Raw genomic sequence first — 22,355 nt, 5'->3', positions numbered from 1 at the left:
TCGGTCAGACCTTAGGCTTGCTGCCTCGATTGAACGGGAGTAGCAGCTGTGATCGGGGTTTTCGACTCAGGTATAGGGGGACTGACGGTATTACGCTGGATTCGCCAGCAATTACCGCAGGCCCCTTTGTTGTATGTCGCCGATCAGCGTTGGTCACCTTACGGCGCCAAGCCCAGTTGGTTGTTGCAGCAGCGTTGCGATGCCATCGCCGACTGGTTGTTGCGCCAGGGTGCGACCCTGTTGGTGGTGGCGTGCAACACCGCCACGGCGCATTGCATTGAAACACTGCGCAATCGCTTACCGGTGGTGATCGTTGGTGTTGAGCCCGGCATCAAACCCGCGGCGCTGGGCAGTCGCACCGGCACTATCGGTATTCTGGCGACCGAGAACACTCTGGCTTCGACGCGCTATCAGGACCTGGCGGCGCGCTTTAACCCCAATACCCGCATTCTTAATCAGTCCTGTCCGCATCTGGCTGAAGCCATTGAGCGTGGCCCGGATAACCCGGATATCGATCGGTTATTGTACCAATACGTGCCGGGTCTGGTGGAGGCGGGTATCGACCGGCTGGTGCTGGGCTGCACGCATTATCCGCTGGCGCGTGAACGCATTCAGGATTTGATTGGTTCCGGGGTTCGTCTGATTGATACCGGCGAGGCCATCGCCGCTGAAGTCGGCCGGCGTTACCAACCGGCACCGGGACAGGCGCCTCAAACCACCTTGCTGACGACCGGCGATCCGGCTCGATTGAAACAATTGATCAACGCCTACCCCAGCCTCAAAGCAGCCTTTGCTGAAGCCGATTGTCAGCAGGCTCCGGCTGCCTTGCTGGATGGCCCAGTCTGAGCGACGCCTAGCCGAGTTCAGCCTGCTCCAACGCATAGAGGTCGTCTTCGATTCGAGCGTGGTATTCACGCACCAGCGTCGAGGCTTCGGCAATTGCCCGGTTATGAATGGCCGGTGTCAGTTGTTCGATAAAATAGTCGATCACAGACTCGACCTCGAACTGCCCCAGCTCGACGTTCAATTCCTTGTTAAACCACTGTTGGCAATGATGATTGAGGTGTTCGCGTTGCTCTTTGCTGAGCAAGGCTAGCGGGGATTTAGCCATAAAAAGGGCTCCGTTGGGATGCTGTCCAGAAGTCACTTTCGGCCCGCCTGTGCTTGTATTGCCCGGGTCGGGCCCAGATGGTGGCAGCATCTATGAAAGGGGATCCTCATGTCCAGCCAACCCACCGTCCCATCCTCACTGCCCTTTGGTTTTCTGGCTCAGCTCTGGCCTTATTTAAGTCGATATCGTGGCATTTTAATCGGGGCCATTCTGGCGCTGGTGCTAACCGCCGGTCTGACCTTATTGATGGGGCAGGGCGTGCGTCTGGTCATCGATCAGGGATTGCTGGCGGCCTCACTCGATGCGCTGAATAAAACCTTAGGTCTGATGATGGTGCTGGTTGTCGCCATGGCTGTCGGTACCTTTACCCGTTTCTATCTGGTGACCTGGCTGGGCGAGAAAGTTTCGGCCGATTTACGCGCTGATGTCTTTGCTCAGTTGGTGCGTTTGCATCCCAGTTACTTCGAAGAGAATCAAAGCGGCGACATCATGTCGCGGTTGACCACCGATACCACCTTGCTGCAATCCATCATCGGCTCGAGTCTGTCCTTTGCGTTGCGCAATATGCTGACGGTGACCGGCGGTTTGATCATGCTGGTGGTGACCAATCTTAAACTGGCGGCAGTGGTGTTGCTTGGTGTTCCGGCGGTGTTGATTCCAGTCATGCTGATGGGGCGGCAATTAAGAGTGCTGAGTCGGCGCAGCCAGGACAGCGTGGCCGATGTGGGTACTTACGCGGGCGAAATTATCCGCCAGATTAAAACCGTCCAGAGTTATGGCCGGGAAAATTTTGAACGTCAGGCCTTTCAGGTTGAGGTGGACGAAGCCCTGGCGGTGGCCCGGCAACGCATTCGTCAACGTTCTTTCTTAATGGCGGTGGTGATTCTGCTCGCCTTCACTGCTATCGCCGCCATGATCTGGGTAGGTGGTTACGATGTCATGACCGGACAGATGAGCGGCGGTGAACTGGCGGCTTTTGTGTTTTATGCCGTTATGGTCGCCTTCGGTGTGGCCGGGGTATCTGAAGTCTATGGCGAAGTGCAACGCGCCGCTGGCGCCACCGAACGCTTGATGGAGTTGCTCGCTGAACCCTCCTTGATTACCAGTCCGGATAAGCCGGTGATGTCCAATCTCGACCAAGCCGAAGCCATGCGTTTAGAGGACGTCAGTTTTAGCTATCCCAGCCGGCCCGATAAACCCGCCCTGGAGCAGCTATCGCTCAGTGTACAGCGTGGTGAAACCATTGCTTTGGTCGGACCCAGTGGCGCCGGCAAATCCACGCTGTTCGAATTGTTGCTGCGTTTTTACGATCCACAGCAGGGCCGGGTTTTTGTTCAAGGGCAGGATGTGCGCGAGCTGGCGCTGGAAGATCTGCGCGATCAATTTGGCCTGGTGCCACAGCAGCCGGTGCTGTTCAGTCAGGATGTCTGGCACAACATTCGTTACGGCCGTCCTGATGCCAGCGATGCAGAGGTGATCGCCGCCGCCAAAGCCGCCCATGCCTACGATTTCATCATGGCATTGCCACAGGGATTTGACAGTCACCTGGGCGAAAATGGGGTGCGTTTGAGTGGCGGTCAGAAGCAACGTCTGGTGATCGCCCGGGCGATTTTGAAAGACCCCGCCATCCTGTTATTGGATGAAGCGACCAGCGCGCTGGACGCTGAAAGTGAATACCAGGTGCGACAGGCATTGAATGTATTGATGCGCGATCGTACCACGGTGATTATCGCTCACCGTTTGGCCACGGTGCTGGAAGCGGATCGCATCCTGGTGCTCGACCAGGGTAAAATTCAGGCGGTCGGTCGTCATTCAGAACTGTTGCAATCCTCGCCCTTGTATCGCCGTTTGGCGGACCTTCAATTCGCTGACGCTCAACTGACCTCGTCCCTTCCCTGAGCCCTTTATGGCCCGGCTCCGTCGTCGTTAACCCCGCATTCCATGTCGCTTGCAGGCAGGAAATGCGGGGGAGTCGGGTTGTAAGTACTCTGTCAATGCCGTAGTGTTTAGACCTCGAAATAAAAAGTCATCACTGTCGATGCGGTCGGTTTTTGCTGCGGCAATTGAGCGCATCGCGTGAGACAACGGCTGGTGGATCCCGCCGTATAAAACTCCGTCATGATGATTAGAGTAGGGGACTGTAATGACAGATAACACGGATATGATCCCTCCTGAAGGAGAGGCGAATCCGATCGATACCGATTATCAGGTAGGTCAGGACAATATTAAGATGAATATTGGTCCGTTTGGCCTCGACATCCATAACCGGGTGTTCATGATTTCCGGTCTCGTCATCGTAGCTTTTGTGTTCCTGACACTGGCGTTCCAAAGCAGTGTGGGTCCGATGTTTGAGAACCTGCTGTCGTTGTTGTACACCAACTTCGATTGGTTCTTCTTACTCAGCGGTAACATCTTCGTGCTGGTGTGTGTGCTCCTGGTGTTGTCACCCTTGGGCAAGGTTCGATTAGGTGGCACCGAAGCCAAACCCGACTATTCCTACGCGGGCTGGTTTGCCATGTTGTTTGCCGCCGGTATGGGCATCGGTTTGATGTTCTACGGTGTGTCCGAACCAATGGGCCACTTCCAGGCCGCTTTGGGTGGCACCAGCCTGGGTGACGGGGGCGTTCGTTCTGACTGGGCACCATTAGGCGCAGCCGCCGGTGACCAACTGGCCGCCGCTGATCTGGGTATGTCCGCAGCCATCTATCACTGGAGTCTGCACCCTTGGGCCATCTACGCCATTTTGGCGCTGGGCCTGGCGCTGTTCTCCTACAACAAGGGTCTGCCGCTGACCGTGCGTTCCATCTTCTACCCGATTCTGGGTGAACGCGTTTGGGGCTGGCCGGGTCACATCATCGACATCCTGGCGGTGTTCTCCACCATCTTTGGTCTGGCGACGTCGCTGGGTCTGGGTTCTGCTCAGGCAGCGGCCGGGCTGAACGCCTTATTCGGCATTCCGCTAGGCACCACCACTCAGGTGGTTTTGGTGCTGGGTATTACTTCTGTTGCTCTGTTTTCCGTGGTTGCCGGTTTAGAGAAAGGCGTTAAGCGTCTGTCCGAGATCAACATGGGTCTGGCCATTCTGTTGCTGCTGTTCGTGGTTTTGGTTGGCCCGACGCTGGCGATCATTTCCGGCTTCTTCGGTGACCTCTTTAACTACGCCAAGAACTTCGGTGGTCTGTCCATGCCGTTCGGGCGTGATGACGCCAACTTCAGCCAGGGCTGGACGTCCTTCTATTGGGCCTGGTGGATTTCCTGGTCACCCTTCGTCGGCATGTTCATCGCGCGTGTTTCGCGTGGCCGCACGGTGCGTGAATTCATCATCTGCGTGTTGCTGATTCCATCTTTGGTCTGTGCTTTCTGGATGAGCGCCTTTGGTGGTACCGCTATTCACCAGTTCATCAATGACGGCTACACCGCTGTTGCTGATGCCGGTCTGGACCTGCGCTTGTTCGAGATGCTGGCGGCCATGCCGTTGTCAGAGATCACCTCGTTCATCGCCATCATCCTGGTCATCGTGTTCTTCGTAACCTCCTCTGACTCCGGCTCTTTGGTGATCGATACCATTACCGCCGGTGGCAAGATGGAAGCACCGACTCCGCAGCGGGTGTTCTGGGCATCGTTCGAAGGTCTGTTGGCAATCGCTCTGATTCTGGGTGGTGGTCTGGCAGCCTTGCAGGCGATGGCGGTATCAACCGGCTTGCCGTTCACGCTGGTGCTGCTGGTTGGCTGCTACACCCTTTATAAGGGACTGGCTTCTGAACCACGTTCTTAAGCGGATAATGAGTTGATCAGAAAAAGCGAGCCAGTCGGCTCGCTTTTTTTTTGGGCTGCTGCCTGAGCTTGCCGGTTGAAAAATGACCAAAAAAGCTTCGTTGTCGAAAGCTTTGGAAAGGCAAGGAAATTGCTAACCTTTCTTGGTCGAACCATTGTTTGGGGCAGGGCTGTAATGCGCCGTATTTTCGCACCGTACTGGGGCGATTGAGTGCTTTTGTGAACCGAAATAAATCAAAAAAACCGTTAAAAATCAGTAACAATCAAGATTTTTAACGCAACACTGGACGCCGTTTCACAAGGCTGTTAATTATAGCTATAAGGTTAATTTACTGGACAGGATCAACCCGTGGAGCCATTCGCAAAGTTCAAGAACGTTCAGAAAAGTTATGACGGTGTTTCTTTGGTCGTGAAGGATTTCAATCTGGATGTTGCTCCAGGTGAATTCGTGACCCTGCTGGGACCTTCCGGTTCTGGTAAAACCACCTGTCTGATGATGATGGCCGGCTTTGAAACACCAACGCACGGTCAGATTCTGCTTAAAAACGAGTCCATCACCCGCCTGCCTCCGCACAAACGCGGCATTGGTATGGTGTTCCAGAACTACGCCCTTTTCCCCCATATGAGTGTCGCTGAGAACCTCGCTTTCCCGTTGGAAGTGCGCGGTTTCAGCAAGAGCGAGATCGATAAAAAAGTCGACAAAGCGCTGGGCATGGTGCAGTTGCAGGGTTTCGAAGGTCGCCGTCCGGCGCAGTTGTCGGGTGGTCAGCAACAGCGTGTGGCCCTGGCTCGTGCTTTGGTGTTCGAGCCGGAGTTGGTGTTGATGGATGAACCGCTTGGCGCCTTGGATAAAAACCTGCGCGAAGAAATGCAGCTGGAAATCAAGCGCATTCATGAAGAATTAAACGTGGCCATGATTTACGTGACCCACGATCAGGGTGAAGCCCTGACCATGTCGGATCGCATCGCTGTGTTCAATGACGGTGTGGTGCAACAGCTGGCGACGCCGGATGAATTGTACGAGCGCCCGGAAAACGCCTTTGTCGCGTCCTTTGTCGGCGAGAACAACCGCTTTGGTGGCGAGGTGGCGGAGTTGAATGGTGAGCAGTGTCAGGTCCGACTGCCCGATGGCAGTGTGGTGGCTGCGACGCCGGTGGCGATTAAACAGGCGGGACAGAATTCCACCTTATCGATTCGACCGGAACGGGTCGTGATCGATCCGGATAACGGTGCACTGCCCAATATTTTCGATGCCGAGGTGAAAGATGTGATTTATCTCGGTGATCATCTGCGCACGCGGGTGTCGGTTTGCGGTAACGATGAGTTCGTGGTGAAAACACCGAACTCAGTCAACCAACAATCGCTCAAGCGTGGTCAGAAAATTCGGGTGGGCTGGTCCCATACCGATTGTCGAGCCCTTGATGCGTGATCGAACAGCGCATCCATAATTATAAACAGCATCATGAAACCGGAATTCACCGGTAACTATGCAGGAGACTCAACCATGAAGACGAAGACGGTAATTGTACCGAAGGCCCTTGCAGGCCTAGCGGTACTGTCCCTGGCCGGTACCTGGGCCCAGGCGGATACACTGAACATCGTATCCTGGGGCGGTGCCTACACAGCCAGCCAACAGCAGGCTTATCATCAACCCTGGATGGACATGACCGGTGACGAGATCGTCAACATCGACCGATCTGCCAACGCTCTGGCCGGTCTGCGCGCGCAGTCTCAGGCCGGTAACGTCACCTGGGACCTGGTCGATATTCTCCCGGCTGACGCCATCATCGCTTGTGATGAAGGTCTGGTTGAACCGATCGATCACGATGCCTTGCTGGCGGCCGCGCCGGACGGCACGCTGCCCAGTGAAGACTTCATCGAAGGTTCACTGACCGAATGCTTTATTCCGCAGATCGTTTATTCCAACGTCATCGGCTACAACACCGAAGCCTTCCCGGCTGACAACCAGCCATTCCTGATGGAAGACGTCTTTAACCTGGAAGACTTCCCGGGTATGCGTGCGCTGCAAAAGGCACCGATCAACAACCTGGAATGGGCACTGATGGCTGACGGCGTGCCGACCGAAGACGTCTATGACGTTCTGGAAACCGAAGAAGGCATCCAGCGCGCTTTCGCCAAACTGGACACCATCAAAGACAGCGTTATCTGGTGGGAAGAAGGTGCTCAGCCGCCGCAGCTGTTGGCTGATGGTGAGGTGGTGTTCGCTTCTGCCTACAACGGCCGCCTGTTTAACGCTGCCGTAAACGAAGGCCAGCCGTTCGAAATTATCTGGGACAAACAGGTCTTCGAATTGGATGGTTGGGTTGTGCCGATGGGCAAGCTCGATAAGGTTGAAGACTATCTGGCCTTTGCTACCGACACCCAGCGTCTGGCTGATCAAGCCAAGTACATCTCCTACGGCCCGGCCCGTACCTCGTCTGCCGCCGAAGTCAGCACTCACGCTGCAACCGGTATCGACATGAAGCCGCATATGCCGACTTACGGCCCGAACTTCGCCACTGCCATCCAGAAGAACGATGAGTTCTGGGCGGACTACGGCGACGAACTGAACCAGCGTTTTAATGCCTGGTTGGCTCGTTAACAGTTGGCTCGTTAACAGTTAGCCCGCTAAGGGCTGTTGGCCGGGGCGAAATACACCCGGCCAACCTTTCGACCTTCCCTTCCGTAACAGGACAGTAACGTGACTGAAAACAGCGTGAGCCGAGCTGGAAAAGGCCTGACAACGGCCAATGGTGTACCTCTGAAGATCAGTCTGATGCGGACCAATCGCCGCAATCAGATGCGTGCCTTTTTACTGGTGGCGCCACTGTTGCTTTTCCTGCTGATCGCCTTTGTGATGCCGATCCTGGATATGCTTAAACGCAGTGTCGACAACCCCGAGGTGAATACCCAACTGGTGCGTACCGCCGCCATGCTGGAAGATTGGGATGGTGAATCGGTTCCCGATGAAGCCGTCTTTGAAGCCTTGGTACAAGACCTGATTGAGGGTAGCGAGGCGCGCAATCTGGGTTTGGTTGCCAGCCGATTGAATTATGAAATATCCGGCATGCGATCGCTGATTATGAAAACGTCGCGTCGTGCTGGCCGTATTGACAGTGGCCCTTATAAGGCTGCCGTTTTGGATATCGATGAAGATTGGGCCGATATTGATATTTGGCGTCTGATCAAACGCGAATCGGATCCTTATACCCTGTCATATTATCTGGCAGCGGTGGATATGAAGTTCGACAGTAATGGCGATATTGTCGAGCAACCTGAATATTTGCAGATTTATCAGCAACTCTTTGTACGCACCTTCTGGATGAGTATCGCCATCACTGGTTTGTGTTTGCTGTTGGGCTATCCCATTGCCTTTTTGTTGGCCAACTCTCCGCTGCGTTATTCCAACCTGTTAATGATTTTGGTGTTGTTGCCGTTCTGGACCTCTTTGCTGGTACGCACCACAACCTGGATTGCCATTCTCCAGCAGCAGGGGATTTTGAACGATATCTTTGTCGGTATGGGTCTGATTGACGACGACAGTCGGTTGTCGATGATCTATAACAAGACCGGCACTCTGATCGCCATGACGCATATTCTGTTGCCCTTTATGATCCTGCCGCTGTATTCGGTGATGAAGACGATACCGCCGTATTACATGCGAGCGGCCCGGTCACTGGGCGCGCAACCTTTCCTGGCGTTCCGGCGGGTCTATTTCCCGTTGACGATTCCGGGCATTGGGGCGGGTTCGATTCTGGTGTTTATTCTGGCTATTGGTTATTACATCACGCCGGCACTGGTCGGTGGTCAGGATGGCATCTTTATTACCAACTTTATTGCCTACCATATGCAGACGTCATTGAACTGGGGTCTGGCGGCCGCGATCGCCTCCATCCTGTTGTTCGTCGTCATTGCTTTCTATCTGATCTACAACCGCCTGATTGGCGTTGATAACGTGAAGCTGGGGTAAACCGATGGCCGTGCCTTCTTATGCAACCGGCCCGGAACGGGTCTGGTATTACGTCTTCCGGGTGATCTGTGCGCTGATCTTTTTGTTCTTGGTCGGTCCTCTGTTGGTCATCATTCCGCTCAGCTTCAATGCTGAGCCTTATTTTACCTTCACCGAAGCCATGCTGACCTTTCAGCCTGAAGGTTATTCATTGCGCTGGTATCAGGATTTCTTCACCTCCAGTGCCTGGCTGGGAGCGATTCGAAACTCCATTCTGATCGCCATCGCCTCGACCATCCTGGCAACTGTCTTGGGCACCATAGCGGCCTTGGGGTTATCGAGTCGCTTTATGCCGTTCCGCAACACCATCATGGCGCTGATGATTTCACCCCTGGTCGTGCCGTTGATTATTTCCGGCGCAGCGATGTTCTTTTTCTTCTCGCGCGTCGGTCTGAGTCAGACTTATCTGGGCGTAATACTGGCGCATACGGCTTTGGGTATTCCCTTCGTGGTGATCACGGTGACGGCGACATTGAGCAGTTTTGATCACAGTCTGACCCGTGCCGCCGCGAGCCTGGGCGCCAACCCGACACGCACCTTCTTTAAAGTGATTTTGCCGTTGGTGACCCCCGGTGTGGTATCCGGTGCCTTGTTTGCTTTTATCACTTCTTTCGACGAAGTGGTGGTGGTGTTGTTCGTCAGCGGACCGGAGCAGCGTACCATTCCGATTCAGATGTGGTCGGGTATCCGAGAAGAAATCAGCCCCACCATTCTGGCGGTGGCAACGATGATGGTGATGCTGTCGATTTTGTTGCTGACTACGCTGGAGCTATTGCGTCGTCGCTCCGAACGTCTGCGTGGCTTGTCGCCGGGTTAAATATAAGGGAGACGCTTGACGCTTAACGGGAGACGCTAATTAGCGACGACGTTACTCGCTTTTGCGTCTCCCGTCCGGGCGGCGATCTGCTCCCGGGTGCTGCGCGACTAAGCGTCTGTTTTTTTCTAATCAATCATTAAGCCGATCGATCATTAAATCCGGTGATAAATCTTCCAGCGCCTGTATCACCGCATCCATCGATTGGCCCGGTGTCAGTCCCAGCTCCAGTTGAGCTCTAAACAAGAGTCCGCCGCTCATCGAGGCCGGTTCAACTTCGGTGGCCAGATCGATGACATTAACCTGTTCGGCGGCCAGCGCCCGAGTGACTTCGCGCACGATGCCGGGGCGGTCATTGCCAATCACTTCGATCCAATGCGATTCCACCGCTTCGGCATCGCTGTCGCCGACTTCGATCTGAACGTTGAGACCTTCATCGCGCAACGCTTGCAATGCCGTTTGCAGTTCACCATAGCGTTCTTGTTCCAGGCTGACTCGCACAATGCCGGCAAAGCGACCGGCCATGGTGGCCAGTCGGCTTTCTTGCCAGTTGCCGCCATGACTTACCACCACGTCTGCGATGCGTTCGACAATACCGGGCCGGTCGGCGGCCATAACACTTAAAATCAGTTCCATCAGCTTTCATCCTCCTGGTAAGCATCGGGACTTGGGCAGGAACAAAACAAATTGCGATCGCCCCAGACTTCATCGATGCGATTTACCGTTGGCCAGAATTTGGCGTCAGCAACCCAATCCAATGGATAGAACGCCAGGGCACGCGGGTAAGGACGCTGCCAATCTTCCATCAAATCAGCCTGGGTATGAGGTGCGCGTACCAGCGGATTGTTATCCGCAGGCCATTCGCCGGAACCAACCCGATTAATTTCATCGCGGATGGCGATCATCGCATCGATAAAGCGGTCGAGTTCGGCCAGGTTCTCGCTCTCGGTGGGTTCGACCATAAAGGTGCCGGGCACCGGGAAGCTCATGGTCGGGGCGTGAAAACCATAATCCATCAGTCGCTTGGCGATGTCGGCTTCGCTGATGCCGGTTTCTGCTTTTAATGGACGTAAATCGAGAATGCACTCGTGCGCGACACGACCCTGGCGGCCGCTGTACAAAACGGGGTAGTGCGCTTTCAGGCGCTCGGCCAGATAGTTGGCGTTGAGCAGCGCAACTTGAGTCGATTCACGCAAACCCTGAGCGCCGAGCAGGCGAATGTACATCCAGGAGATTGGCAGGATGGAGGCGCTGCCAAAGGGGGCGGCCGAGACAGCGTGATCCGGTGCCAAGTCCAGTTCGGTAGCCAGAATGTGTCCGGGCAGGTAGGGCGTCAGATGCTCCGCAACGCCGATTGGCCCCATGCCGGGACCGCCACCGCCGTGGGGAATGGCGAAGGTTTTGTGCAGGTTCAGGTGCGCAACATCGGCGCCGATGTCGGCCGGTCGGGTGATGCCGACTTGAGCATTAAGATTGGCGCCGTCCATATAGACCTGCCCGCCGGCCGCGTGGATTCGCTCGCAGATATCGCGAATGCCTTCTTCATAAACGCCGTGAGTGGAGGGATAAGTGATCATCAGGCAGCTTAAGCGTTCACCGGCGGCGTCGATGCGTGACTGCAGATCCTCCAGGTCGACATTGCCCTCAGCATCCGTTTTCACCACCACCACTTTCAAACCCATCATCTGGGCCGAGGCCGGATTGGTGCCGTGAGCGGATTGTGGAATCAAACAGATATCGCGCTGCTCATCGCCTTGAGCTTGCTGAAAACGTCGAATGGCGAGCAGGCCAGCGTATTCGCCTTGAGCTCCGGAATTGGGTTGCATGCTGATGGCGTCGAAGCCGGTAATGGCGCGCAGCATGGTTTCCAATTCTTCCAGCAAGGTGCGATAGCCCTTGGTCTGAGGGCGCGGCGCAAAGGGGTGAATACGGTTGAATTCGGGCCATGAAACGGGCTGCATTTCAGTGCTGGCATTAAGTTTCATGGTGCAGGAACCGAGCGGGATCATGGCGTGTGCCAACGACAGATCGCGGTTTTCCAGGCGCTTCAGATAGCGCAGCATGGCTGTTTCACTGTGGTGACTGTTGAACACCGAATGACTCAAATAGCCGCTTTCACGTTCCAGGTTTTCGGGCATAAAGGTGGTGCCCTGGTCGGTGATCTGTTGATCGATTTCTGCCACTGAGAAGTCGTGATCACCCATCAATACATCGAACAGTTCTTCGACGTCTTCGCGGCTGGTGCATTCGTTCAGGCTGATGCCGAGCTTGCCATCAGCGTCCTGGCGCAGGTTGATCTGCCGCTGGGCGGCACGTTCTAAAATCAGCTCGCGATTGCCCTGAGGATCGATGGTCAGCGTATCGAAGAAGTGGCTGTTGACCAGATGAATGCCCTTGGCTTCGAGACCTTCGGCAAGAATTCCAGTGAGGCGATGAATGCGCTGGGCGATGCGGGAGAGGCCGGTCGGGCCGTGGTAGACCGCATAAAAGCCCGCCATATTGGCGAGCAAAACCTGAGCGGTGCAGATGTTGGAGTTGGCTTTCTCGCGGCGGATATGTTGCTCGCGCGTTTGCAGCGCCATGCGCAAGGCGGTGCGGCCGCGGGCGTCTTTGGAAACGCCGATCAGCCGGCCGGGAATGGAGCGTTTATAGTCTTCGCGGGTGGCAAAGAAGGCGGCGTGAGGACCGCCAAAACCCAAGGGTACGCCAAAGCGCTGACTGTTGCCGAGCACGATATCGGCGCCCATTTCACCCGGCGGTGTCAGCATCAGCAGCGCCATCAGGTCGGTGGCTACCACCGCCAGCGCATTGCACTGATGCAGTTGTTCGATGACCGGTTGGGGATCGCGTATTTCACCGTTGGCGCCGGGGTATTGCAGCAGGGCGGCGAATACCGGTTGCTCAGCAGCGCTTTCCATCGGGCCGGTGATGACCTCGATACCCATATAGCTTGCGCGCGTGCGGATCACATCCAGCGTCTGCGGCAGCACATTCTCATCGACAAAGAAGGCGTTGGCAGCGTTGTTCTTAACGCAGCGTTTGGCCATCGCCATGGCTTCGGCTGCGGCAGTGGCTTCGTCGAGTAAGGATGCGTTGGCCAGATCCATGGCGGTGAGGTCGGTAATGGTCTGCTGGAAGTTCAGCAGCGCTTCCAATCGGCCCTGGGCAATTTCCGGTTGGTAGGGTGTGTAGGCGGTGTACCAGCCCGGGTTTTCCAGGACATTGCGTTGAATGACCGCCGGCACCCGGGTGTCGTGATAACCCAGACCGATGTACGACTTAAACACCTTATTCTGACGTGCCACGGCTTGGAGGTAATCCAGCGCATCGCTTTCGGCGGTGGCCCGTTCGATGCTCAGTTCACCCTCGAGTCGCAAACCGGGTGGCAGGATTTGTTCGGTCAGTTCGTCCAGACTGGCGACGTTCAAGCTGGCCAGCATCTGCGCCTGTTCGGTCGGCGTCGGGCCAATATGGCGTTGAATGAATTCGTCCTGGGCTTCGAGTTGCTCTAGCGAAAGCGGGTCTGTCATAGGGCGGCACGGTCCATGATTCACAGTGACGGGCCGGCGGCGTGTCCGGCCCACGGCGGGCTGAGGATCAGTCCTCGGCGCACTGATCCTGGTAGGATTCGGCGTCCATCAGATCCTTCAGTTCACCGGCGTCGTTGAGCTTTACCTGGAAGAACCAGCCGTCTTCGTAAGGGTCTTCGTTGACCTGCTCGGGCGCTTCTTCAAGGCTTTCGTTAACGGCGACGACGGTGCCGGTGACCGGTGCATACACATCCGAGGCTGCCTTGACCGACTCGACCACTGCCGCCGCTTCGCCAGCGACCACAGCCGTGCCGACTTCCGGCAGTTCAACAAAGACGACATCTCCCAATTGCTGCTGGGCGAAGTCGGAAATGCCGATGGTGACCAGATCGTCGCCCTCATCGCGAACCCATTCATGGGAGGCGTGGTATTTCAGATCGGCAGGCGTATTGCTCATGCGAAAACCCTTCAGTGAGTCAGTAGTGGAGTCAGTGTTGTGTCGCTGCAGACGACAGACGGCATAAGCCGCCGTAATTGGCGGCTAATCTACCATGATGAGCAGGAGAGCGGCTACTGCACGGAAGGCTTGCCGATGCACTCAGTGGTTCGGTGGCTGACCGGTAGTAGACGGGCGGGTAGGGATGTAGATGCGATCGGCTTTCATAATGCGGATCAGCATCAGCGACGACAGCATGGCCGCTTCCCCGGCCAAGCTGCGTAACTGGCCCAGGTTCAGGTCGCTGTTGTTGTCATTGCTAAAGGCATATTCAATCAGCTCGTCTTCGCTGAGAAGGTTTTTGCCCAGGATGATGGCCGCCATTCAGTGACTCTCGTTATCAGGGATACTGCAAACCGTATCGACCGGCCTGCGCTAAGGTTTAGAGCTTCGTTGAGGAAAGTCTTGCGGTCTGTGACCGAGTACCCGAATTATCGCTTGTGTCGGCTTTGCCAGAGTACTTCGGAGCCGCCCTCGGCTCGCGCCAATTGGCGCGAAAATACAAACAGCCAATCGGACAGGCGATTGAGGTAATGCTGCGCCAGACGATGGCCCGGTTGCTCGGAGCGGTTAAAGGCCACCAGCGAGCGTTCGGCACGCCGACAAACGGTGCGCGACAGATGTGCACGGGCAGCGGCTTCACTGCCGCCGGGCAGGATAAATTCTTTCAGCGGCGGCAAGCCGGCATTGATGCGGTCAATGTCGGCTTCCAGCTCGGCCACTAACACCTCATCCAATAACTCATGGCCAGGCATGGCCAGCTCACCACCCAGATCGAACAGGTCGTGCTGAATCTGGCTTAAACGGTATTGGTCGGGATGATCGACCGCTAGCGCCTGTACCAGGAAACCGATTGACGCATTGAGTTCGTCGATATCGCCGATGGCGGCGATGCGCAGGCTGTCTTTACCGATGCGTTGTGACAAACCCAGACCGGTATCGCCGTCATCGCCGGTGCGGGTGTAAATCTTGGACAAGCGGTGTCCCATAACAAAATCCTGTGTCAGTGGGCGGTAGCATCAACAGTTTCCGGTTCCGGCAGTTGCAAGGGCAGGCGCAACATAAAACGACTGCCCTGGCCAGGCTCGGACTCGACACTCATATGACCATAGTGGTGGGCGGTGATAATAAAGAAGCTTACCGATAAGCCCAAGCCAGTGCCGACGCCCACTTCTTTGGTGGTAAAAAACGGCTCGAACAGACGTTTGCGAGTGGCTTCGGTCATGCCCGCTCCGTTGTCGCTGACTTCGATCACGCAGTCGTCACCATCCAGATATTGGTGAATCTGGATAATGCCTTCGTCGATGTCGTTCAGCGTTTCAAAGCGTTCACGAATCGCCTGGGCGGCGTTCTTCAGCAGGTTGAGCAGTACCTGTTCCAGTTCGGTCATCACGCAGGGCACTTCGGTTTCCGGGGCACGAAAATCCTGGTCGACGAACAGATTGTGATCGGTGTAACCGGCTTTGAGGTTGTAGTCATTCACCGCAATGTTGATGGCCTGCTCCAGCAATTGGCCAATCGGGAAGGGGTGTAACTGATGACCGCTGGCGCGGCTGAACTGCAGCATGTTGGTGACGATGCGCGATGCCCGCAGTCCGGATTCAGTAATGTTGTTGAGAAAGTGAGGCACATCGCGGGCTTGCAGATAAGCCTGGAAACGCTCCAGATCCAGTTCCAGTTCGGACGCGGTTTCGCGGTTACGTTTCAGGCTTGGGTCGAGCCGGCGCTGAACATTTTGGGCGTTCTGGACAATGGCGCCCAGTGGGTTGTTGATCTCATGCGCCATGCCGGCGGCGAGGCCGCCGACCGACATCATTTTCTCTGTCTGCACCATCACTTCTTCGAGCCGGAATTGTTCGGTGATGTCATCGAGACGAATCACCGCACCGTGCGCTTCGGTTTGCTGCAATGGATAGATCACCAGATTGAGCCGCACGCGTTGCTCATCGGGCAGCGTCAGTAGCAGGTTATGACGGCTTTGCAGGCTTTGTTCCGACAGCGCCTGCTGCACCAGATCGTGATGTTCACCCAGCAGCGGAAAGGCGTCGGCCAGGGGCAGGCCCAAAGCCTGATCCGCACGGGTGCCACTGAGTCGACTGGCTTCCTGGTTCCATTGCGTCACCAGCAACTGGGCATCAACGGCGATCAGCGCCGACGGCATGGAGTTGATGATGGCGTTCAGGTAGTTCTGGAAATCGGTCAGTTTGCGTTCGATGCGCTGCCGAACCTGCACTTCAAATTCCAGTTTGTGCATGGCGCGCTGGGCTTCTTCGGTCATGGCTTCGGACTGCTGCAGTGCCTGGGTGGCGCGATCGCGCTCGGCGGTCAGTTCGGTCTCGCGTTTTTCGACGCGATCGAGCATGGCATTGAAGGCATCCACAACGCGGCCGAGCTCATCGGACTTGTATTTGGGCGCGCGTAGTTTGATGTCGTCGGTGCTGGTGACCTGATTGGAAACGTGCATCAGCACCTTGAGCGGCGCGAGAAAGTAGCGGCGCATGATCAGCAGCAGCACCGCAGCAGAGAGCATGGAAATGGCGGTGATCAGCGCGATCACGATGACCGCATCCAGATGCCGGCCGGACACCACCACCACGCCAATGGCGGCACTGCTCGCTGCCGTTGTGCCCAGTAACCAGGCGAGCAAACGACCGAGCAAAGAAAGATTGGAGTGGGCCATGAACGATCCTTTTGGCGGTGATCAGGTCAGCGGCGGTTGCCGGCTGAGCAAGCGCTGGTGCCAGTGGCTCAGTCTAGGCGTTTTGAGGCCGGCTTCGTAGCCTTGGCACACCAGGTAACCATTAATAAAGTCGATTTCGGTGGCGCGGCCGGCGTCGACATCGACGCGCATGGATGAATGATTAGCGGAGGTTTGCCGGGCGACGCTCAGCACGCGTTCAACCAGGTCATCGGGCAGTTGTTGTTGACAGGCCGTTGCGACGGCGGAGATTTCCGAACACAGCGCTTCGATCTCAGCGCGCCAGGTGGGCGCCAGCAATTCGCCATTGGTCAAGCCATGCCAGGCAGTGATGGGATTGATCACTGCGTTGATCGCCAGCTTCATCCACAGCGTGGGCAGCAGATCATCCTGCCAGCTGACTGGCATCGGGCCCGCTGGCGTGATCAGGCTTTGTCCTATGCTAAAACTGCTGTCGCTCAGAGGCTGGGCAGCGGCCGGACCGATCAAGGTCTGACCGCTGCCACTGCGTTGAATACGACCATCGCCAAGCGGCCGGGCGCCTTCGGTGGTGGAGCCCCAGAGTACTTGGCCGGGAAGCTGATCCGCCAACCATTGCTGCGCGCCCAGGCCATTGCAGGTGAGCAGCCAGGTGGCATGAGCAAAGCGCCCCAGCAGTGGAGTCACGGCGTCGCTTACCTGATTGGCTTTGCAGCAGACCAGCACCAGGTCGATGCGCTTGTCGGGGCTATCGTCTGGCCACACTTGCCAGCGCAGTGGGTGCGATTCCCGGCCATCAATTATCTCGCGCGGCAGCGTCAGGGCGGGTCGATGCGGGTAAACCCAGGGCGTCAGGCGTTGCTGCCACTGCCAGCACAGCAAACTGCCGATGGCCCCGGGGCCGATGAATAAGGCGTTGATCATGGCGGCATGATAGCGCGGCCCGTCGGTGAATCGCCACGCAGCGAAGCAGGGCAATTGATTTTCCTGGCAATCATTGCCAGTCTCAGCGCTCAAATGTCTGCACCGAACAGGCCCATGGAAGTCGAACAAATCGAAATACGCGAACATCTGCGCCGTTTTGCACCCTTCGACAGTCTGGAAGACGAATGGCTCGACGAAGTGGCTTGTCAGGTGGAGATTGCTTACTTCAAAGCCGGATCCACCATTCTCGAGTTTGGTCAGTCAATCGAAGATCTGCACTACATCCGCAGCGGTGCGGTGGAGGTCTATCGGCGCAATGGCAATTTCTATAATCGCCAGGCCGAAGGTGAAATCTTTGGTCAGTGGGCGTTATTGATGGGACGGCCGGTGCGCTTTCCGGTCAAGGCGATCGAAGACACCCTGATTTATTACATCAAGGCGGAGTTGTTTCATCGGCTTTGGGAAGCGCAGGAAGTCTTTGCTGACTTTGTCGAAATCGACGATCCGTCGCGCTTGCGTTCGGCGGTCGTTGAGCGCGAACAAAGCAATGAATTAATGACCTCGCGGCTGGATAAATTGCTGTCACGCGAAGCGGTACGCGCGCCGATCACCGCAACGCTGGCGGAAGCGGCGAAGATCATGACGAACGAAGGCGTGTCCTCCTTGGTCATTGCTTCTGACGACACAGCTCAGAACACCGTCGGTATTATTACCGATCGTGATTTGCGCACCCGGGCGTTGGCTGAAGGTCTGGGCTATGACACCCCGATCAGCGACATTATGTCGACCGATGTGATCAGCATTTCCAGCGAAGCCTTTGTGTTCGAAGCCATGCTGCTGATGTTGCGGCACAACATTCACCATCTGCCGGTGCGGCGTCATAACGAAACCATCGGCGTGGTCGGTTTGTCAGACATCATTCGCTACGAATCCCAATCCAGTCTCTATATCGTCAGCCATATTCATCATCGCCAGACGGCAGAGGAACTGGCAGAACTGGCACCGGAGGCCCAGTCGGCTTTTGTGCGCATGGTTAATGAGGACGCTAATTCCCATATGATCGGCAGCGCGATGGCGGGTATCGGGCGCAGCTTTACCCGTCGATTGCTGGAGTTGGCGGAAGCCGAGCTGGGGCCGCCACCGGTGCCTTATTGTTTTCTGGCGGCCGGTTCGATGGCGCGCGATGAGCAGTTCATTATTACTGATCAGGACAATGCCCTGGTGCTGGATGATCGCTTCGATCCCAAACTGCACGATGAGTATTTCAAATTGCTGGCGACCCGCGTCAGCGATGGCCTGGCCGCCTGCGGTTACACCTATTGCAAAGGCGGCATCATGGCGACCAACCCGCAGTGGCGTCAGCCGTTGTCGGTGTGGAAGCAGTACTTTACCGATTGGATCGACAAACCCGACCCGCGCGCCTTGCTGAACTCGTCGATCTTCTTCGATCTCGATGGCGTCTATGGCGAAACTGCTTTTGCTGAAAGCCTGAAACGCCTGGTCGCCGGCCGCGCCCGACACCGACCGTTGTTCCTGGCAGCGCTGGCGCGCAATGCTCTGAACCGAACGCCACCGCTGGGGTTCTTTCGCACCTTCGTGATGGAAAAAGATGGTGAACACAACAACTCGATCAACCTGAAACGGCGCGGTACCGCGCCGCTGTCAGACGTGATTCGAGTGCATGCGCTGGCCTGTGGTTCAACCTCGCAGAATTCGTTTAACCGCTTAAAGGACATCGCTGAATCGCGCGTGCTCGGGCACAGCAATGGCAACGATATGCGCGATGCCTTGGAATTTATCGCCGTGGTCCGGGCCCGTCATCAGGCGCTCGATATCGAAGCCGGACGCGAGCCGGATAATAACGTCGAGCCGGAACATTTGACGCAGTTCGAGCGGCGCAATCTTAAAGACGCCTTTGAGGTGATCAGTAATGCGCAGAAGTTTTTGCGCATGCGTTATCAGGTCAACCGGATTAACTGATGTCGCCACCTTTGCCGCCACCGGGTCAACAAGTCCCGTCAACCGAACTGCTGGATTGGCAGGCGCGGTTTGCCCAGTTGCGTCAGACCGCGCGAGATCCGCGGCTGCGTGATTACTACGGTGCTGGCATGGTGAGCCCGCAGACGCCGATCAGCGAAGTGCCCTTTGTCGCCATGGATTTCGAGACCACCGGTCTGAACCCCCAGCGTCACGCCATCGTCAGCATCGGCATTGTGCCTTTTACCCTGCAACGCATTGCGCTGCCACAGAGCCGGCATTGGCTGGTGCAGCCGCAGCTGCCGTTGTCGCGACAGTCCGTTACCTTTCATCGCATCACCGATTCCGACCTGACCCAGGCGCCGGATGTTAGTGATATCCTCGGTGAATTGTTGCAGGCCTTGGCCGGTCGCGTTGTGGTGGTGCATCACCGCGCTATTGAACGCGGTTTTCTCGATGCCGCCTTGCGGGTGCGTTTGGGTAAGGGCATCGAATTTCCAGTGGTCGATACCATGGCCATTGAGGCCGACCGGCACCGAACCAGTTCGCTCAGTCTGTGGCGTCGCCTGATCGGCCGCCGGCCGGTATCGATTCGTCTGGCGGACAGTCGCGAACGTTATCATCTGCCTTATTACCCGCCGCATCATGCGCTGATGGATGCCCTGGCTTCTGCTGAATTGCTGCAGGCACAAATCGCTCACCGTTATGACCCCGCTATGCCCATCGGCCATCTGTGGTTCTGAACTGAATGTCCAACGTCTTTCCCTTTGTCCAAGCGGTTAAGGGTGTTTTTACCCGCATTTATGCTCACGACCGCCGATCTCGGTGTCGAATGTAAAATTCCTCTCCTTTCGGGTGTTGAAATGAACAGCCCTGTCCCCATTTACCCGGAGCATTGGCATTCAGGGTCGCTCGGTAACGACTGACCTGCCCAACAACAAAACCTCCCAACATGTGATTTTAGGAGATTGGATCCATGAAAATTCGTCCTTTGCATGATCGCGTAGTGGTACGCCGCAAGGAGCAAGAGGAAAAGACCGCCGGTGGTATCGTGCTGCCAGGTTCTGCCAAGGAAAAACCGTCCCAGGGTGAAGTCCTGGCTGTCGGTAATGGTCGTATCCTCGACAACGGCGAAGTGAAGCCACTGGATGTGAAGGTGGGTGACACCGTTGTCTTTGGTCAGTACGCAGGTAGCACCGTCAAGATGGAAGGTGAAGAGCTGCTGATCATGACCGAAAGCGACATTTTCGGCGTTATCGAATAAGACCGTAAGTCGTTCAACGAATTGATAGGAAGGTAACTTTAAATGGCTGCAAAAGACGTTAAATTCGGTGATTCCGCCCGCCAGAAAATGCAAAAGGGCGTGAACCTGCTGGCAGATGCCGTCAAGGTAACCCTCGGTCCTAAAGGCCGTAACGTGGTTCTGGACAAGTCCTTCGGTGCGCCGACTGTGACTAAAGACGGTGTTTCCGTTGCCAAAGAAATCGAACTGGAAGACAAGTTCGAAAACATGGGCGCGCAGATGGTCAAGGAAGTTGCTTCCAAGGCCAATGACGAAGCCGGTGACGGTACTACTACCGCCACTGTATTGGCTCAAGCCTTTGTTAACGAAGGTCTGAAGTCGGTTGCTGCGGGCATGAACCCGATGGATCTGAAGCGCGGTATCGACAAAGCCACAGCGGCGGTTGTTGAAGAACTCGCCAAGCTGTCCATTCCCTGTGAAGACTACAAGGCCATCGCTCAGGTCGGCACACTGTCTGCTAACTCCGACGCCACCATCGGTCAGTTGATTGCCGATGCCATGGAAAAAGTCGGCAAAGAAGGCGTGATCACTGTCGAAGAAGGCAGCGGTTTCAGCGACGAGCTGGAAGTGGTTGAAGGTATGCAGTTTGACCGCGGTTACCTGTCGCCTTACTTCATCACCAACCAGGAAACCATGTCCGCCGAGCTGGACAGCCCGTACATCCTGTTGGTCGACAAGAAGATCTCCAACATTCGCGATCTGATTCCGGTACTGGAATCTGTGTCTAAAGCGGGTCGTCCGTTGATGATCATCGCTGAAGACATCGAAGGCGAAGCGTTGGCGACTCTGGTGGTCAACAACATGCGCGGTACTGTGAAAGTATCTGCTGCCAAGGCTCCGGGCTTCGGCGATCGCCGTAAAGCCATGTTGCAAGACCTGGCTATTTTGACTGGCGGTACCGTCATCTCTGAAGAAGTCGGTCTGGACCTGGAAAGCGCCACTCTGGAACATCTGGGTAACGCCAAGAAAGTCACCCTGACCAAAGAAAACACCACTGTGGTCGGCGGTGCTGGTTCCGAAGCTGACATCAAAGCCCGCGTCGAACAGATCCGTGCTGAGATCGAACAGTCTTCTTCCGACTACGACAAAGAAAAACTGCAAGAACGCGTGGCCAAACTGGCCGGCGGTGTTGCGGTATTGAAAGTCGGTGCGGCGACTGAGTTCGAAATGAAAGAGAAGAAAGCCCGCGTTGACGACGCTCTGCACGCGACTCGTGCGGCGGTCGAAGAAGGCGTGGTTGCCGGCGGCGGTGTGGCTCTGGTTCGCGCCATGGCGGCTATTGGCGACCTTAAAGGTGACAACGAAGAACAGAACGCGGGTATCGCTCTGGCACTGCGTGCCATGGAAGCTCCGCTGCGTCAGATCGTGTTCAACGCCGGCGGTGAAGCCTCTGTCGTGGTCAACGAAGTCAAGAACGGCAAGGGTAACTTCGGTTACAACGCTGCGACTGGTGAATACGGTGACCTGATGGAACTGGGTATCATCGACCCGGCCAAAGTGACTCGCTCTGCGCTGCAGGCGGCCGCTTCTGTTGCCGGTCTGATGGTGACCACTGAAGCCATGATCACTGACAAGCCGGAAGAAAACGGCGGCGCCGCTGGCGGCGGTATGCCGGATATGGGTGGCATGGGCGGTATGGGCGGCATGATGTAAGTCGCTGCAACGCTCGGGCCTCGCCCAACGAAAAACCCCGGTCTTACCGGGGTTTTTTTTGCGCTAAAGATGATCGCGGCTTCGCTA

Annotated in this window: 19 protein-coding genes; 11 read left to right on the top strand and 8 right to left on the bottom strand. The window is 56.2% G+C overall.

From position 1 onward, the window contains the following. Nucleotides 1–48 precede the first annotated feature (48 nt). The gene (gene murI, locus ACXAE6_RS16535) at nt 49–846 is read left to right on the top strand and encodes a glutamate racemase (protein ID WP_475151229.1); all 798 of its coding nucleotides are present in this window, start codon (nt 49–51) and stop codon (nt 844–846) included. Between the two features lie 7 nt (nt 847–853). On the opposite strand, the gene ACXAE6_RS16530 is transcribed toward murI, so the two are convergent. Next, on the bottom strand, nt 854–1,111 hold the full coding sequence (locus ACXAE6_RS16530; protein ID WP_392803421.1) for a DUF2164 domain-containing protein: 258 nt from the start codon (nt 1,109–1,111) through the stop codon (nt 854–856). 108 nt (nt 1,112–1,219) lie between these two features. On the opposite strand from ACXAE6_RS16530, the gene ACXAE6_RS16525 reads away from it, so the two are divergent. The 6 genes from ACXAE6_RS16525 (at nt 1,220) to ACXAE6_RS16500 (ending at nt 9,711) form a co-directional block, all read left to right on the top strand. After that, nucleotides 1,220–3,010, top strand: coding sequence for an ABC transporter transmembrane domain-containing protein (locus ACXAE6_RS16525; protein WP_475151226.1), 1,791 nt, complete (start codon nt 1,220–1,222; stop codon nt 3,008–3,010). 244 nt (nt 3,011–3,254) lie between these two features. After that, nucleotides 3,255–4,886: a BCCT family transporter gene (locus ACXAE6_RS16520; RefSeq protein WP_475151223.1), complete on the top strand. Its 1,632-nt coding sequence runs from the start codon at nt 3,255–3,257 to the stop codon at nt 4,884–4,886. Between the two features lie 348 nt (nt 4,887–5,234). Further along, nucleotides 5,235–6,314: an ABC transporter ATP-binding protein gene (locus ACXAE6_RS16515; protein ID WP_475151221.1), complete on the top strand. Its 1,080-nt coding sequence runs from the start codon at nt 5,235–5,237 to the stop codon at nt 6,312–6,314. Between the two features lie 75 nt (nt 6,315–6,389). Next, the gene (locus tag ACXAE6_RS16510) at nt 6,390–7,487 is read left to right on the top strand and encodes an extracellular solute-binding protein (RefSeq protein WP_475151219.1); all 1,098 of its coding nucleotides are present in this window, start codon (nt 6,390–6,392) and stop codon (nt 7,485–7,487) included. 114 nt (nt 7,488–7,601) lie between these two features. Next, complete coding sequence (locus tag ACXAE6_RS16505; protein ID WP_475151215.1) at nt 7,602–8,855, top strand: ABC transporter permease; 1,254 nt, start codon at nt 7,602–7,604, stop codon at nt 8,853–8,855. Nucleotides 8,856–8,859: 4 nt separating this feature from the next. Further along, nucleotides 8,860–9,711 (top strand): ABC transporter permease, encoded by an 852-nt coding sequence (locus ACXAE6_RS16500; protein ID WP_475151211.1) that lies wholly within the window; start codon nt 8,860–8,862, stop codon nt 9,709–9,711. 129 nt (nt 9,712–9,840) lie between these two features. Here the strand turns inward: ACXAE6_RS16500 and ACXAE6_RS16495 are convergent, their stop codons facing one another. The 7 genes from ACXAE6_RS16495 to ACXAE6_RS16465 all read right to left on the bottom strand — a co-directional run bounded on the left by ACXAE6_RS16495 (nt 9,841) and on the right by ACXAE6_RS16465 (nt 17,428). Then, the gene (locus ACXAE6_RS16495) at nt 9,841–10,344 is read right to left on the bottom strand and encodes a glycine cleavage system transcriptional repressor (protein ID WP_475151207.1); all 504 of its coding nucleotides are present in this window, start codon (nt 10,342–10,344) and stop codon (nt 9,841–9,843) included. Continuing rightward, the gene (gene gcvP / locus ACXAE6_RS16490; RefSeq protein ID WP_475151204.1) at nt 10,344–13,238 is read right to left on the bottom strand and encodes an aminomethyl-transferring glycine dehydrogenase; all 2,895 of its coding nucleotides are present in this window, start codon (nt 13,236–13,238) and stop codon (nt 10,344–10,346) included. The genes ACXAE6_RS16495 and gcvP overlap by 1 nt, the downstream gene beginning before the upstream one ends. A 67-nt stretch (nt 13,239–13,305) precedes the next feature. Further along, complete coding sequence (gcvH, locus tag ACXAE6_RS16485) at nt 13,306–13,695, bottom strand: glycine cleavage system protein GcvH (protein WP_392803439.1); 390 nt, start codon at nt 13,693–13,695, stop codon at nt 13,306–13,308. 141 nt (nt 13,696–13,836) lie between these two features. After that, nucleotides 13,837–14,058, bottom strand: coding sequence for a hypothetical protein (locus ACXAE6_RS16480; RefSeq protein WP_392803441.1), 222 nt, complete (start codon nt 14,056–14,058; stop codon nt 13,837–13,839). Nucleotides 14,059–14,165: 107 nt separating this feature from the next. Beyond that, nucleotides 14,166–14,723 carry a cob(I)yrinic acid a,c-diamide adenosyltransferase gene (locus ACXAE6_RS16475; RefSeq protein ID WP_475151201.1) on the bottom strand — a complete coding sequence of 186 codons (558 nt, stop codon included), beginning with the start codon at nt 14,721–14,723 and terminating at the stop codon, nt 14,166–14,168. 14 nt (nt 14,724–14,737) lie between these two features. Beyond that, nucleotides 14,738–16,414: an ATP-binding protein gene (locus ACXAE6_RS16470; RefSeq protein ID WP_475151194.1), complete on the bottom strand. Its 1,677-nt coding sequence runs from the start codon at nt 16,412–16,414 to the stop codon at nt 14,738–14,740. A 21-nt stretch (nt 16,415–16,435) separates the two neighbouring features. Next, on the bottom strand, nt 16,436–17,428 hold the full coding sequence (locus ACXAE6_RS16465) for a ketopantoate reductase family protein (RefSeq protein WP_475151189.1): 993 nt from the start codon (nt 17,426–17,428) through the stop codon (nt 16,436–16,438). A gap of 21 nt (nt 17,429–17,449) precedes the next feature. On the opposite strand from ACXAE6_RS16465, the gene ACXAE6_RS16460 reads away from it, so the two are divergent. From ACXAE6_RS16460 to groL, 4 genes are all read left to right on the top strand, one after another. Beyond that, nucleotides 17,450–19,315 (top strand): DUF294 nucleotidyltransferase-like domain-containing protein, encoded by a 1,866-nt coding sequence (locus ACXAE6_RS16460; protein WP_475151187.1) that lies wholly within the window; start codon nt 17,450–17,452, stop codon nt 19,313–19,315. Next, nucleotides 19,315–20,055: a 3'-5' exonuclease gene (locus tag ACXAE6_RS16455; protein WP_475151184.1), complete on the top strand. Its 741-nt coding sequence runs from the start codon at nt 19,315–19,317 to the stop codon at nt 20,053–20,055. The genes ACXAE6_RS16460 and ACXAE6_RS16455 overlap by 1 nt, the downstream gene beginning before the upstream one ends. A 233-nt stretch (nt 20,056–20,288) precedes the next feature. Further along, entirely contained in the window at nt 20,289–20,576 is a 288-nt protein-coding gene (gene groES / locus ACXAE6_RS16450; protein ID WP_108164956.1) for a co-chaperone GroES, read from the top strand. A 42-nt stretch (nt 20,577–20,618) separates the two neighbouring features. Continuing rightward, nucleotides 20,619–22,268: a chaperonin GroEL gene (gene groL / locus ACXAE6_RS16445; protein ID WP_392803455.1), complete on the top strand. Its 1,650-nt coding sequence runs from the start codon at nt 20,619–20,621 to the stop codon at nt 22,266–22,268. The last annotated feature ends 87 nt before the right edge of the window (nt 22,269–22,355 follow it).

The sequence above is a fragment of the Saccharospirillum sp. ABV4_185 genome, from assembly GCF_056159245.1.
This window is presented reverse-complemented; position numbering and strand designations above follow the sequence as displayed.

Bases quoted from the DNA above. Each gene is read 5' to 3' on its own strand.
- ACXAE6_RS16455 (WP_475151184.1), top strand. From the start codon at position 19,315: ATGTCGCCACCTTTGCCGCCACCGGGTCAACAAGTCCCGTCAACCGAA.
- ACXAE6_RS16520 (WP_475151223.1), top strand. From the start codon at position 3,255: ATGACAGATAACACGGATATGATCCCTCCTGAAGGAGAGGCGAATCCG.
- gcvP (WP_475151204.1), bottom strand. From the start codon at position 13,238: ATGACAGACCCGCTTTCGCTAGAGCAACTCGAAGCCCAGGACGAATTC.
- ACXAE6_RS16460 (WP_475151187.1), top strand. From the start codon at position 17,450: ATGGAAGTCGAACAAATCGAAATACGCGAACATCTGCGCCGTTTTGCA.
- ACXAE6_RS16510 (WP_475151219.1), top strand. From the start codon at position 6,390: ATGAAGACGAAGACGGTAATTGTACCGAAGGCCCTTGCAGGCCTAGCG.
- ACXAE6_RS16500 (WP_475151211.1), top strand. From the start codon at position 8,860: ATGGCCGTGCCTTCTTATGCAACCGGCCCGGAACGGGTCTGGTATTAC.
- gcvH (WP_392803439.1), bottom strand. From the start codon at position 13,695: ATGAGCAATACGCCTGCCGATCTGAAATACCACGCCTCCCATGAATGG.
- ACXAE6_RS16525 (WP_475151226.1), top strand. From the start codon at position 1,220: ATGTCCAGCCAACCCACCGTCCCATCCTCACTGCCCTTTGGTTTTCTG.
- ACXAE6_RS16475 (WP_475151201.1), bottom strand. From the start codon at position 14,723: ATGGGACACCGCTTGTCCAAGATTTACACCCGCACCGGCGATGACGGC.
- groES (WP_108164956.1), top strand. From the start codon at position 20,289: ATGAAAATTCGTCCTTTGCATGATCGCGTAGTGGTACGCCGCAAGGAG.
- ACXAE6_RS16495 (WP_475151207.1), bottom strand. From the start codon at position 10,344: ATGGAACTGATTTTAAGTGTTATGGCCGCCGACCGGCCCGGTATTGTC.
- groL (WP_392803455.1), top strand. From the start codon at position 20,619: ATGGCTGCAAAAGACGTTAAATTCGGTGATTCCGCCCGCCAGAAAATG.
- ACXAE6_RS16470 (WP_475151194.1), bottom strand. From the start codon at position 16,414: ATGGCCCACTCCAATCTTTCTTTGCTCGGTCGTTTGCTCGCCTGGTTA.
- ACXAE6_RS16530 (WP_392803421.1), bottom strand. From the start codon at position 1,111: ATGGCTAAATCCCCGCTAGCCTTGCTCAGCAAAGAGCAACGCGAACAC.
- ACXAE6_RS16480 (WP_392803441.1), bottom strand. From the start codon at position 14,058: ATGGCGGCCATCATCCTGGGCAAAAACCTTCTCAGCGAAGACGAGCTG.